The sequence below is a fragment of the Metabacillus sp. 22489 genome, assembly GCF_052044855.1.
In the GTDB taxonomy this organism is placed as follows: Bacteria; Bacillota; Bacilli; order Bacillales; family Bacillaceae; genus Metabacillus; species Metabacillus niabensis.
On record NZ_JBQENT010000020.1, the window covers coordinates 1 to 13,688 of the forward strand.

Genomic DNA, 13,688 nt, shown 5'->3' on the forward strand with positions numbered 1-13,688 from the left:
TGCTCATATTTTGGTTGGGGAACCAAAAATATTTTAGCACCACGGAAGAGTTTTTTTAATACCACGCTGAAAGCTTTTTGGAACCCTAGGCCTAGCCTAGGGTTTTCTTTTTCACAAAAAAAGACAGCGCTTAATTTTAAGCGCTGTCAAAGTCAATCTACATGATTTATCGTATGGTCCGACCGGTATTGTGAAGGAGATTTTCCCTGCCATTGTTTAAATAGCTTGCTAAAATATTTCGTATCCTGGTAACCAAGCATCTTTGAGATATCTGACACTTTTAAGTCTGACATCTCTAGTAGTTCCTTTGCTTTTTTTAACCGACATTTTGTTACATAATCTAGGACTGTTTCACCCGTTTGCGCTTTAAATAAATTGCTAAAGTAGGTTGGGCTCATATAAACATTGTCAGCAATCTTTTTCACGGTAATTTGGTCACCAAGATGTAGATGAATCCATTCCTTCGCTCGTTGAATTGGCCCTGAATCAGCTTCTTTTAATCTTGCAATTCCTTTCTTCACCTTCAGTACCCATCCTTTTACACCCGCTTTTAGCTGTGAAAAGTTTCCAGCATATTTTGTTATATGCAATGCTTCTGTTAAGAGTCGTGATTCATCTGAAAATCCATCAAAATCCATCCATCGATCAATAATTCTAATAGATAATAAATGAACAGATTCCTCGATAAATGCAGGAGAATCAGCCATTTCTAACTCGTGAAAAAATAATTGCAATAGGTTAATCGTATCATCATCAGTTTCATTTTCCATTGTCGTGATAATTTGCTGAACATATTTATATATCGTTGATTGAATTCCTACTGGTGTTTGCTGATTTCGATTCGTTTGGTCGGATAAGTAAAAGATCTTATTTCCACCTTGGATAATTCTCTGTTGGATTAGCATTACTAACTCATCTTTAATATGGAGAAGCTCACGTAAATCGCGAAATTCGTTACCTATAGCTGCAGAAACAGTAATAGGTGTTAATCGCTGAATGTCTTTCTTAATATGATTGATATAATCGTGTAATAGCATATTTGCATGCTGTTGGCTTTCCTTTTCACAGTACAATAGTATCCAATAATTAAACTTCCCTGCACGCCACCACCAGTTTTTTGCGTAATATTGGTTTATTTCCTTATCATGAAGCTTTTCAAATATTTGCTGAATTGTCTGATGCCAGTCTTCCCAAGTATTAGTATCCATTTTCTTCGTGACTGTTAAAAATTGATCGATCCCTAAATATATTAGGCGATATGCCCCAATCGGAAAATGACCATTCCAATCAATTTGAGGTTGACCGATTTCATCACTCCATGTTACTTCACTAAGAAGTTGAATTTGCTGAGTTTTTGTCAATAAAGAAGCCCTTTCATAAACATCTTGCCATTCTTGCTCTTCCTTTTTTTTCTTCATGATTTTTCCCTTTACTTCTCCCAACTGTGCACGAAACTGATTGCGATCAACTGGCTTTAAAATATAATCAACAGTTCCTTCCCTCATTGCGGCTTGTAAATAAGAAAAATCATCATAACCACTAACAATCATTGAAAAGAAGGTTTTGTTTTCATTTAGTTTTTTTATTAAGGCTAACCCATCCATTTCAGGCATTCGAACATCGGTGATTAACAGATCAAATTCGATGTTGTTGCTTGTAATTGCTTCAAATGCTTCCAATCCGTCGGAAAAAGATCCGATCACCTCCCATTCTTCACCACAGGCAAGGACTTGTCTTTCTATCGCTCTTCGTATTCTTGATTCATCATCAACAATAATTGTTTTAATCCTCGTCATACGGGTCCCCTCCTTCATATTTAGTTATAAACCTCTCAACATCTTCTTTACGAATAATTGGAATGGTTATGATCATAGCTGTCCCTTCCTCTTTCCTACTTTCAATCGTTAGTCCAAAGTCATTTCCGAACATCATAACAATTCGTGAATGGACATTCGTAATACCAAATCCTGAATCACGTTTTATCCATGATTCTGATTGTAAACGCTGAACGAGATGCTCAAGCTCGTTCTTTTCAATACCCGGTCCGTTATCACTAATGTTGAATTCGATATATTCCTTCCCGCTTTGTTCGAGAACCTTTTTGATAAAAATCGATAACTGAAGCATTCTTCTTGATTGCATTCCATATTTGACAGCATTTTCGACGATTGGCTGAAGAATAAACTTTGGTGTATAGTAATCTTTATTTTCAAGCTCATTGTCAATCTCAAATTGGATTCTTTCCTCAAAACGATATTTTTGCAAAGTTAAGTAATGTTGGATATGCTCCACCTCATTGCGTATCGGTACGAGATTTTCCTTATTACTAAGTGAATACCGTAGCATTTTCCCTAGAATCGCAACCATTTCAACGACAATTTCTTGTTCTCCTTCTTCTACTGATGCTCCTATTGTCTCAAGTGTATTATAAATAAAATGTGGGTTTATTTGAGATTGGAGGGCATATAGTTCTGCTTCCTTTTGATTTAATTTAATTTGGTAATTCTTTTTTATTAATTCTCTAATTCTATGGATCATTGATCGAAAACTACTAGCAAGGATCCCTACCTCATCCTTAGATTTTATTGGAATTTCCACATCTAAATTCCCTTTCTCAACATCTTTCATGACCCCTGCTAATACATGAAGTGGCTTCGTAACGGTCCATGCAAGAATAATTGAAATAACGGTTGTTATCGCCACAAGCACAAGAAAGATAATAATACTAACATTTCTTACTACATCTGTTCCTTCTGTTAAATATTTTAGTGGGATACTATGGACGACAATCCATTTATTTTTATGAGATTGATTGACACTAATTAATGTCCTGTCATTAGCAGTTGTCGTCCGAAAGCTTCCGTTTAGCAGCGGAAAATGATTCAACTCTGTATAAACTTTACCGATCTTGGCTTGATCAGTGTGAAAAATAATTTGCCCCTGCTGATCCATCATCCACATCGTTGCATTCTCTTCTTCGTCAACATCTTTAAGAACTTCTTTAATAAAGTTAACTTGTACGGCTAAAATCAATGTACCAAGATTATTTCGATTATCTAAATCTTTAATATTTTTAACAAGAAGTATATATGGTGGATTTCCCTGAAACGTTAAGTCAACTTGATGAGGCAGCAGAATTTTAACATTTGCATCAAAATCATGTGGCTCACCATATGGAAGAAATTCATTTTCAAAATTAAAACCTTCATAATTCAGTTTCGTGCTAATAAAAGTTCGGTTATTCGATAGCAAAAAGGCACCAAGTATATCTGAATTTGTTCCATCTAAATACGTATTTGACAAAAAATTTTCTACCGTAAATTTATCTTCTAGCAAAGCAGATTTTTCTTGGTAGGGACTACCGCGTAATACTTTAAGAACATCACTAGAATTATAAATTAAATTAGACAGATTTTCTAAATCACTTATCTCATTCTCAATATTTTGATTCGCTTGCTTTAGAAGTCTAGGAATATATTCCCCAACTTCTTCTTCAATAGATTTTATATTTTGATAGTAGATTGCTAATCCTAAAAAAGCCATTGGTATAAAGGTTAGGAGAACATATGTGATCAAAAGCTTCGTTTTTAATGGTAGATTGATGATTCCTTTTGTCTCCCATTTTTTAAAAATCATATTCGTCGATATTCTCCTTTGTTATATCTATTGGGTTGCCCATAATGATCGTATCATCCTCAACTTTTACAACACCTACATTTGGCAATCGTTGGTTATCTGTTATTGGTTTTCCGTCTAAGCTTTCCTTCATCACACTTACTGTTAAATAGCCTAGACGTTTTGGACTCCAAAGTGTAATCATTTCAGCAGAACCATCTTTTATAAAAGTTCGCATCAGGTTTGGTGTAGATAGTCCTACTACTTTTACCTTTCCTACTTTCTTTAAGTCTTTTACAGCTTGTGCTGCTGCAGGAGGTCCAACAGAAGTGCTACCAATTATCCCTTTTATGTCCGGATACTTAGTCAAGAGCTGTTTAGCTGCTGAATATGCCTTATTTGGGTTATCTTCTGCTTCTATAATTTCAACAAGTGACATTTCCGGATAATTCTCCAATTGGTGAATTTTCATCCACCTTATCCATCCATTCGAATTAGCCGCCTCACTTGAGTCAGTTATGATTGCATATTTTCCCTTTTCTTCAAGTTGTGCTGCTAATATATCAACTACATGTCTACCAATAATCTCGGGGTCAACCATACTAATATATAATTGTCGGTACTTTGGATTCGTATCGGAGTCCCACGTAAAAACCTTGATTCCCCTTTCTTTTGCTTTCTCCATAGCAGGACCAATTTTTTCCGGATCAATTGCCGACACCGCAATAGCATCCACACCCATCTCAATAAAACCTTCAATCAATTCTACCTGTTGTTTCCAATCCATCATAATTGGTCCCTGATAAAGGACATTAATCCCCATATCAGAGCCTGCCTCTATTGCCCCTTCTTCTGCAGCATTGAAATAAGGAATTCCATCAACCTTAGGTATGATCGCAACGGTATACTTACTTGTTGATTGGCTATTTGCTTCTTCGTGTTTATCTTCCCCATCATAGATGACCTCATATTTGTTTCGATCTGATAACATCCCAAAACATCCTGTTAATAAAGGAAAAAACATGAGGAGCAATAGTAGTCTAGACGTCATCATAATCCTCCCTGTTATCATGATTCTTTATTATAAAAAGTGAAATGAGATATATTCCTATAAATTTCTCTTAATACATAAATTTATAGCGCTTTCATTTTTCCTAACCAATGGAATAGCTTCCTATTAATAATACCTTACAGGATATGGTATCGATTTCTTAAAACCTACGATATTCTTATTCACTTCAAAAATAAGTTTCTCTTTTTCAACAAAATCTGTCAACAATAAAAAGTTTACAGGAAAATAATCGGATGGAGGCATTAGGGTATGTCATTTTCCTGTTAAACCTGCTTCAATAGTCACTTTTTATTTTCAAAACAACTTATTTTAAACCTATCATTACACATTGTACAAGGAGAAAATCTAAAAGTTTACATAATATAATTGCAGTTAAGTATTTATTTTATCCAATGATATCATTCAAAAGTTTCACTTCATAGAAAAACACCTCCACGAGTCACTAAGTACCCTTGGAGGTGTTCAGTTTATTTTAAGGTCCGTTTTAAAAATTCCTTTGTTCGTTCCTGGGTCGGATTATTGAAAATTTGCTCTGGTGCTCCTTCCTCTGCAATGACTCCTTTGTCCATAAAGACGATTCGGTCAGAAACCTCCCTGGCAAATTCCATTTCATGAGTAACAATAAGCATCGTCAAACCAGTATGAGCTAGCTCCTTCATGACCTTTAAAACCTCACCAACCATTTCTGGATCTAGCGCTGATGTTGGTTCATCAAATAGCATCACATCTGGGTCCATTGAAAGAGCTCGCGCAATCGCTACACGCTGCTTTTGTCCACCTGATAACTGCTTTGGCTTCGCATTGACGTATTTGTCCATGCCAACGATTTTCAAATATTTCATTGCTACTTGCTCTGCTTCTTCTTTAGAACGTTTTAATACTTTGACTTGTCCAACGATACAATTGTTAAGAACATTGTGGTTGTTAAACAAATTAAACTGTTGAAAAACCATCCCTAGCTTTCTGCGGTACATAAAAATATCATGATTATCATCTAATATATTTTCTCCATTATAGATAATTTGGCCGCCACTTGGTTTCTCTAATAAATTAATACAGCGAAGAAGCGTTGATTTACCAGACCCTGATGAACCGATAATACTTACGACTTCTCCTTTACTTACTGAAAAGTCAATATCCTTTAATACCTCATGAGTTCCAAAGGATTTGCTCAAATGCTGGATTTCAATTACCTTTTCCATGTCCTCGCCTCCTTTGAAAAATTACATCCCTTTAGTATGTGTAGTTTTTAATTGGTTTTCCGAGCCTATTATTGTGTAATTTTCTGAACCCTCTAGTCTTCTTTCTAAATATAAAAGAATTCTTGTCACAATAAATGTCATGACAAAATAGATTAAACATGCGACAAAGAATGATTCGAAATATCTAAAATTGTTACCAGCGACAGATTTTGTTAAGAAATACAACTCTGAAACCGAAATAACGTTCAACACAGATGTATCTTTAATATTAATGACAAATTGGTTACCAGTTGCCGGTAAAATGTTGCGGATAACCTGAGGTAACACGACATTCCACATTGTTTGGAAATGATTCATCCCAATTGCCTGTGCTGCTTCAAATTGTCCTTTTTCGATTGATACGACACCACCGCGGACAATTTCTGCCATATATGCACCTGTATTAATCGAAACGACGATAACAGCTGCAAGCAATGGATTCATATCGATATTAAATGCCATAGCAGAACCGTAATAAATAACCATAGCTTGAACGATCATTGGTGTTCCGCGGAAAAACTCAATATATATTGATAAAATGATATTAATTATTTTCAGAAGTACTTTTTTTAATCCACGTTCAGGGACTGGTATTGTTCTAATAACCCCTGCAAATAATCCGATCGCTGCACCAATAATTGTTCCGATGAGAGCAATGAAAAGAGTCATCCCTGCTCCTTTAAGGAACATCATCCAGTTTTCGGAGATAATTTTTATAATCCACTCGAAGCTCATCTTTCTCCCCCTTTTATCATCCAAAATGTGCAAGCGTCTTATTTATAGCTTTAAGAAAATAAGACACATAAGAATAGAAGGTATGATAAACCTTCCATTCTTATGTTGCTTATCCCTTCTAGCCTCGCGCTTGTCACGATACACTAAAAAAGTAATAATTGGCTGTCTCAAAAGGGTCTGACCCCTGTAACAAACAGCAATATATAGAATGGTAAAACTTAGGTCCTATATATTTTGTTCCAGTGATCTGACCCTTTATTTTTGAGAGAGCACTTTTCCCAACTTTATTGTGCTGCAGGTTGGGTTTTAATCGCAGCATCCATTATTTCTGTACGCTCGTCTTCAGAAATACCTTTTAAAATTTCGTTAATCTTGTCAGTTAATTCACTATCTTTTTCAAGACCAACGGCGATTGCTGTATCATCTTCTGAAGTTTCAAAGCCATCTTCGAATTCAACCATTGCAAAGTTTTCATTTGCATCAGATGCACTTACTGCTTCAGGACGCTCTGAAACATACCCATCGATAATACCTGATTCAAGCGCTACCCGCATTGCCGGGAAGTTGTCCATAGCTGTTTCCTTTGAAACACCTTCAATTTGATCAATAACTGAGTAGTGGAATGTATTTAATTGGGCAGTTACTTTCGCACCTTTGAAATCTTGGATTGAAGTAGCTCCTTCATATTTGCTCCCTTTTTTAACGACCATTACAAGATTTGATTTGTAATAGTTATCAGAAAAATCGATTGTCTTTTTACGTTCTGCCGTTGGGGACATCCCAGCGATAATCGCATCGATTTTCCCTGATGTTAATGCAGGAACAAGCCCATCCCATTCTGTTTTAACAATTTCTAGTTTTTTCCCAAGTCCATCGGCAATTTTTTTCGCAATTTCAACATCATACCCACCAGCATATTCTGATGTTCCTGCAATTTTCACAGCGCCGTTTGAATCATCGTTTTGTGTCCAGTTAAACGGTGCATAGCCTGCTTCAAGACCTACTTTAAATGTATCTTTATCAGAGCTCCCTGCATTTGAATCATCATTTGATCCACAACCGGCTAATACAATCATTGCTGATAATAGCAATACGAAAAATAGTGATACTTTTTTTCTCATGTTTCCTTCTCCTCCTTGTTAATTAGGCATATAAATACAAAAAGCGACCCGAGATAAACTCAGATCGCACTTTATTGTCGTTGCCCTAAATCCCTCTTATTCCCAAATGAGATAGCACAACTCAATAAACTGGGGAGTTTATTGAGACAGTCCTACAGTTATTCACTGCAGGCCCAGCAAGTAGTCCCGAGATAATCCTACTCACTTCGGCGACATTTCCTTCTCAAAAGCTTCATTGCTTCTCAAACTCCACTTAAGACTGTTAAATATCGCGCCTCTACCTCACATAGTAGTGAGGATTTTTCATTCAATTTTCTATTTACTAGGCTACAATAACTATAGCATTCTGTCAAGCTTTAAAACTATGATACAATAGTTTTAAAGCTGGGAATATTTTCTTACAACTTAATTAACATATGTCATGCATTTTTATATAATATTATTTCTCGAAAAGTTTATTCGTTTTTCTTCCCTTTTTAGGTAATAGGTATTTATCTACATACATTTCTACAATTCTCCACCAACAATGGCAATATCCTGTCTTGTCGGATCAAACCTTTGCCCTTTCCACGCTAAGGTCGTTTGAATAAAGCCTAATGAATCTGCATTGTATTGACCTGCAATTCTTTGATAGGCCAAAAGCTCATAAATCCCATCTCGATTAAAATCAATTGGATAAAGTCCTGATAATGGATTGACCCATCCATTGATCGGCTTCTTTAACTTTCCTTGATTAGTATATATTTCGTTTAAATATTCAGTTCCCTTATACTGTAAATCAAGAATATACTTTTCCTTTAATTCAAGGCTAGTTACATTCACTTTATAGTGATCTTGATAAGCTACATTATACTTAAACCTTTTATTGAATTCTTCATCATGAAAAATCTCTTTATATTGTCCACGATGGTACATAAACAATTCTGCATAAATTGTTCCACCACTTCCACCCGTGTCAGAAATGACTAAAATATCCTCCGCTCTATCACCTGTAAAGTCACCAAGAAATAAGGTTGGATTATAACCTTGATTATGTTGTAATGGGATTTGTGTTTGCTTTTGAGTACGTCCATTTTGTACAACCAAGGTAAGATCTTGTAAATATGGACTATCTGGTGTTTTTCTACCGGAAAGAATGACGTGATCACCTACCCCATCTCCATCAACATCACCAATTTTTTGTGCTAAAATGGTGTTCATTTGTCTTCGATAGGTTCCTTGCCACCTCGAATCCTGATAGGTAAAAGGATCTCTAGCGACATTTTCCATACTCTTACCTGCATCATAAAAACTATTTCTACCTGCAATATACCAATTATTTGGATAACATGTTAACCATCTCTGCTCTTTCATGTATCATCATCCCACCAATCACATTTTCCGTGCTATTAAAAGTATATGCAGGCAAAATGCTTAGGTTAAAAGTTCATTTTTTACCAGGAGGGTGAAACAAAGAATGATTTTCCCACCAACAACTTACTTCACTATAATAATCAATATTTAACAGATAAAACGCATTGGACAATGATTACTTTTTTTAGACTAAAAATCATTTTGAAACAATAAAGCTGTCTCTCATTCAAAGACAGCTACTAAAAATTAATTCACATCTATACTACTAAAATAATCGTGATTTAAGATAATGATAAACACCATCTTCATCACAAGTGAAATCAGTTACTTCATTGGCAAGTTCTTTAATATGTTCTGGTGCATTTTTCATTGCAACAGCAAAGCCCACATATTGGAGCATTGGAATATCATTGTTGCTATCTCCAATTGCCATAATATCTTTCTCTGATAGATTAAATCTTGTAAGCATCTGCTGAATACCTGTTGCTTTATTTACATCGGCAACCATTAATTCAACATTATGCAGTGAGGAGGGTGACATTGAAAAGTCAATTTCCTTCTTTAATTGCTCAAGCTCATTAATCCATTGCTTAATATGCTCCTTTGTTCTAGCAAAAAAATAAAATTTAGAGAATTTATTCCCTACTAATTCCTCTGCCCAATCAATTTCTTCTTTTATCGCTTGCTTACGGGAAAGCCATTCATTAATTCCAACACTTTCTGGTTTTGGATCACGTATTTCATCCAAAACATACTGCTTGTCCTGTTTTAATGTAATTCGCGATGCTCCATAAGGGAAAAGCTCATAATAGATTTTAAAATCTCGAGCTTTGTTAATTACTGCTTCAACTAATTCGCGTGAAAGGGAATGTTCGAAAACAATCTCCTCCCCAATATATCCTGCCATTCCGTTTGATGTAATATAACCATCAACCTCGAATCCTTCAGGGACTACAGCTTCAATTTCATCATATGATCGACCAGTCGCTATAAAAACATATGTCCCATTATTACGTATAGCATCAATGATTTCTTTTGTATGTAAACTTACCTTATTATAATGATTTAAAATAGTCCCATCCATATCTAAGAAGATAGCTTTAGGTTTAAATACCACGATGATTCCTCCTGTTAATTAATGAGTTTACTAGTTAAGTATACACTTTGCATGTATGCCCCTCAATGATACCTGCTACGAAACTCGTATTAAATCCTTACTTAATTCTTAACCGTTTGAATTTATTAAAAGATTTATAATGCTAAGTATGCTTTCAAACATAAATATTTTAAAAAAGCAAAATTTTAGATATCAGCGGTAAATAGCACCCACATATAAGAAAAGAGGTATTTTTCATAAAAATTAACAATGAAAAACGATAGCAATAATAATGTTAATATACTAGTTGCAATAAATTCCTTCGTCTTTGATGTACATTCAATTCTTATTTGCTTCGGTAACTGATATAATTTCAGCCTCTCTTCCATAATCATTGCGAATCGTTTTTCTTGCTTCTACAGGTGTTCTTGCGTTGACTGATTTAATATCCTTATCTCCCTTTACTTCTATTTCTACCAAAAAACATTTTGCTCCACATCTCAAGACAGCCCCTCCTTCGCTAAAGAATAAACCTAATGATAATGCTCACGCGAAAATTTTTCTCACCTAAGGTAAAAAACATTATTAACTTAATTTCAATTATTTTATTCGTCTTGAACACTAAGTTTTCAGATAAATTTCTACTCTTTTTTCCTATAAGTAAGAATTCTAGTAGGTGGAAGAATTCACTTGATTACGTCCACTTAATTTAGATTTATACAACGCCTTGTCAGCTCGATTGATAAATGACTTAATCTCAAGATGCTCATTTGGTATAACTGTTGCAATTCCGACACTAATTGTAATCCAATTAGATACATTAGAATCTTCATGAGGAATATTTAAATATTCGATTTCTTTCCTTAGTTGTTCAGCTTTATATAAAACTTTTTCCTCTTCCTGCTCAAGCAATAAAATTGCAAATTCTTCTCCACCATACCGAACTGGAACATCAGATGAATGGTGAAATAGCTCCTGCATCTTTTCCGCTACTTTTTTCAAACAATCGTCTCCAGCAACATGCCCATATTTATCATTGAATTTTTTAAAATAATCAATATCAAAAAGAATAATTGATATTTTATTTGCTAATCGTCTTTGACGCTCCCACTCATTATGAAGTATTTTATCAAAATATCTTCGATTAAAAACACCAGTTAACCCATCTGTATAGGCCTTTTTTTCCATATAATCCATATTCATTTCAAGCTCAAGTCTCATCGTTTCAATGTTCGAAATTAAATCTCCAAGCTCATCCTTCGCTTTATACAAAGGAGGCTTTGTCGAAAAAATATTTTGTGTATAATCTTTCACACAATGACTTAATAAAATAATTGGAGTGATGATTGACCTAAATTCTATAAACATACGGTACCAAATAAAGAGAAGAACAAGAACAGAAAATAAGGAGGTTAACGAGAACATAAGGATTAATTTATTATAAAAAGCATTTTCTAGATTAATTTTCTTTTTTTCCACAAATTGATGTGTAATTTGATACGATTCCCGAAAAGTATCAAATGCTATTTTACCTTTTTTAAGAGAATCTTCACTTGGCTTTTCTCCCAATTTACTCATTTGAATTTGTGGTTCTCCGTAATTGTTAGTCCAATATTCACCCTTTTTAATCGTATCTTGTATATGCTCGGAAAATTGCGGATATACATCAAGATAATGGTTTAATTGCTTTTCTTGTCCTCTGAAAACAACCTTTCCTTCATGATACGGCTGTAAAAAGTCATGATTATTTGTTAGAATAAACCCTCTTTGTCCTGTTTCCTGGTTGATAACAGATATATATAAATCTGATAAATGTTCGTCTAGTTTATCTAATTCTTTTTGGATTTTTTTATGCTCGTTAATAACTCCAACTATATATATAAAATTAATGAGCATATAAACAATAAATATGATTGCCGAAAATCCTGTTCTTAAAAGATACTTACGACCTATACTATTTTTCCTGGATTCGAATTTTTTTATCATATCTTCACCTAAATCTATAGTCTTAAACAAAGTTGCTCTAATTTCATTCACCTTTAAAACTCCATAGTACTAAATATCTACCTCTTAAATCAATAGACAATATGATAATCATCAACCAAATTTCACTAGATAAGCAAATGTTTCGGCTAATGAAAGGTCGATAATTAAAGCATCAATAAATAAAAAGCCATAAAAAATACACCACTTTCTAATTAGTGATGTATCTAAAAGCATATAAAGATTAAATATAATCATTTAGAAACTGTTTGTAGAAAAGCGAGAAATTATTTCACTGTTTTTCTGCTTCCCATCTAGCAATTTCCTTTCTAACGATTGGTGCAACTTCTTTTCCTAAAAGCTCGATTGCTCGCATTACATCGTCATGTGGCATTGTCCCAACTGGAACATGGAGCATAAAACGTGTTATCCCAACATTTTTACGTAAATGAATGATTTTATCAGCAACAGTTTTCGGGTCACCAACATAAAGTGCACCTTCGAAGCTACGTGCTGCATCAAAGCTTGCTCTTGTATACTGTCCCCACCCGCGTTCTTTTCCAAGGACATTCATTGCCTGTTGTGTTGATGGAAAAAACTTATCTGCAGCTAATTCAGTATCTTCTGCAATAAAGCCATGAGAATGAGAGGCAACTGCAAGTTTTGAAAGATCATGTCCAGCATGAGCAACTGCCTTTTTATAAAGCTCGACTAACGGGGCAAACTGTACCGGGCTACCTCCAATAATCGCAAGTACAAGTGGTAACCCCAATAGACCTGCTCTAACAACTGATTCTGAATTACCACCACTACCTATCCAAACTGGTAAGGGATCCTGCACAGGTCGTGGGTATACACCTAAATTATTAATTGCTGGTCGATGCTTACCATTCCAGCTTACCTTCTCAGAGTCCCTAATTTTTAACAATAATTCAAGCTTTTCTTCGAACAATTCATCATAGTCTTGTAAATCATAGCCGAAAAGTGGGAAGGATTCGATAAACGATCCTCTTCCAGCCATAATTTCAGCTCGCCCATTTGAAATCGCATCTAATGTTGAAAAGTCTTGGAATACTCTTACTGGATCAGCAGAAGATAACACTGTCACTGCGCTCGTTAATCTAATACGTTTTGTTTGAGATGCTGCTGCAGCAAGTACAACCGCTGGTGAGGATGCTGCATAATCTTTTCTGTGATGCTCCCCAACCCCAAAAATATCTAAACCAACTTGATCGGCAAGAACAATTTCCTCTACAACCTCACGAATTCGTTGGGCATGGCTGATAACTTCACCCGTAACAACATTAGGTGTCGTTTCAACAAACGTGCTTATTCCTAGTTCCATTAAGTAGCCCCCTACTATTGACCTAATCCTAGGTGCAACAATCTATTTATTTTGTCCTACTATTTCAGATGTAACATAATATAGACATTATGTAAAATATCACGCTTCATAATAAATGATAAAAAAC

General features: G+C 34.9%; 11 protein-coding genes and 1 riboswitch. All 11 genes read right to left on the reverse strand.

The features are described 5' to 3' along the window. Positions 1–152 precede the first annotated feature (152 nt). Positions 153–1,796, reverse strand: coding sequence for a helix-turn-helix domain-containing protein (locus ACTJJ9_RS13080; RefSeq protein ID WP_174879957.1), 1,644 nt, complete (start codon positions 1,794–1,796; stop codon positions 153–155). Then, positions 1,783–3,636, reverse strand: coding sequence for a cache domain-containing sensor histidine kinase (locus ACTJJ9_RS13085; RefSeq protein ID WP_145581549.1), 1,854 nt, complete (start codon positions 3,634–3,636; stop codon positions 1,783–1,785). The genes ACTJJ9_RS13080 and ACTJJ9_RS13085 overlap by 14 nt, the downstream gene beginning before the upstream one ends. After that, positions 3,626–4,666 carry an autoinducer 2 ABC transporter substrate-binding protein gene (locus tag ACTJJ9_RS13090; protein ID WP_255451849.1) on the reverse strand — a complete coding sequence of 347 codons (1,041 nt, stop codon included), beginning with the start codon at positions 4,664–4,666 and terminating at the stop codon, positions 3,626–3,628. The genes ACTJJ9_RS13085 and ACTJJ9_RS13090 overlap by 11 nt, the downstream gene beginning before the upstream one ends. A 488-nt stretch (positions 4,667–5,154) precedes the next feature. After that, positions 5,155–5,889 (reverse strand): amino acid ABC transporter ATP-binding protein, encoded by a 735-nt coding sequence (locus ACTJJ9_RS13095; RefSeq protein ID WP_145581551.1) that lies wholly within the window; start codon positions 5,887–5,889, stop codon positions 5,155–5,157. A 21-nt stretch (positions 5,890–5,910) separates the two neighbouring features. After that, entirely contained in the window at positions 5,911–6,663 is a 753-nt protein-coding gene (locus ACTJJ9_RS13100) for an amino acid ABC transporter permease (RefSeq protein ID WP_145581552.1), read from the reverse strand. Positions 6,664–6,947: 284 nt separating this feature from the next. After that, complete coding sequence (locus ACTJJ9_RS13105) at positions 6,948–7,784, reverse strand: transporter substrate-binding domain-containing protein (protein WP_145581553.1); 837 nt, start codon at positions 7,782–7,784, stop codon at positions 6,948–6,950. Positions 7,785–7,888: 104 nt separating this feature from the next. After that, positions 7,889–8,072, reverse strand: a riboswitch (Lysine riboswitch). Between the two features lie 219 nt (positions 8,073–8,291). Next, positions 8,292–9,137: a hypothetical protein gene (locus tag ACTJJ9_RS13110; RefSeq protein ID WP_145581554.1), complete on the reverse strand. Its 846-nt coding sequence runs from the start codon at positions 9,135–9,137 to the stop codon at positions 8,292–8,294. Between the two features lie 265 nt (positions 9,138–9,402). Further along, positions 9,403–10,254, reverse strand: coding sequence for an HAD family hydrolase (locus ACTJJ9_RS13115; RefSeq protein ID WP_145581555.1), 852 nt, complete (start codon positions 10,252–10,254; stop codon positions 9,403–9,405). Positions 10,255–10,572: 318 nt separating this feature from the next. Continuing rightward, positions 10,573–10,737, reverse strand: coding sequence for a hypothetical protein (locus ACTJJ9_RS13120; protein WP_174881445.1), 165 nt, complete (start codon positions 10,735–10,737; stop codon positions 10,573–10,575). 165 nt (positions 10,738–10,902) lie between these two features. Continuing rightward, positions 10,903–12,270 (reverse strand): diguanylate cyclase, encoded by a 1,368-nt coding sequence (locus ACTJJ9_RS13125; RefSeq protein WP_145581556.1) that lies wholly within the window; start codon positions 12,268–12,270, stop codon positions 10,903–10,905. 238 nt (positions 12,271–12,508) lie between these two features. Beyond that, positions 12,509–13,561 carry an LLM class flavin-dependent oxidoreductase gene (locus tag ACTJJ9_RS13130; protein WP_095300225.1) on the reverse strand — a complete coding sequence of 351 codons (1,053 nt, stop codon included), beginning with the start codon at positions 13,559–13,561 and terminating at the stop codon, positions 12,509–12,511. Between the last annotated feature and the right edge of the window lie 127 nt (positions 13,562–13,688).

What these genes read in the sequence shown, in the direction of transcription:
- ACTJJ9_RS13100 (WP_145581552.1), bottom strand. Translation starts at nt 6,663, where the DNA reads ATGAGCTTCGAGTGGATTATAAAAATTATCTCCGAAAACTGGATGATG.
- ACTJJ9_RS13095 (WP_145581551.1), bottom strand. Translation starts at nt 5,889, where the DNA reads ATGGAAAAGGTAATTGAAATCCAGCATTTGAGCAAATCCTTTGGAACT.
- ACTJJ9_RS13130 (WP_095300225.1), bottom strand. Translation starts at nt 13,561, where the DNA reads ATGGAACTAGGAATAAGCACGTTTGTTGAAACGACACCTAATGTTGTT.
- ACTJJ9_RS13085 (WP_145581549.1), bottom strand. Translation starts at nt 3,636, where the DNA reads ATGATTTTTAAAAAATGGGAGACAAAAGGAATCATCAATCTACCATTA.
- ACTJJ9_RS13110 (WP_145581554.1), bottom strand. Translation starts at nt 9,137, where the DNA reads ATGAAAGAGCAGAGATGGTTAACATGTTATCCAAATAATTGGTATATT.
- ACTJJ9_RS13080 (WP_174879957.1), bottom strand. Translation starts at nt 1,796, where the DNA reads ATGACGAGGATTAAAACAATTATTGTTGATGATGAATCAAGAATACGA.
- ACTJJ9_RS13105 (WP_145581553.1), bottom strand. Translation starts at nt 7,784, where the DNA reads ATGAGAAAAAAAGTATCACTATTTTTCGTATTGCTATTATCAGCAATG.
- ACTJJ9_RS13090 (WP_255451849.1), bottom strand. Translation starts at nt 4,666, where the DNA reads ATGACGTCTAGACTACTATTGCTCCTCATGTTTTTTCCTTTATTAACA.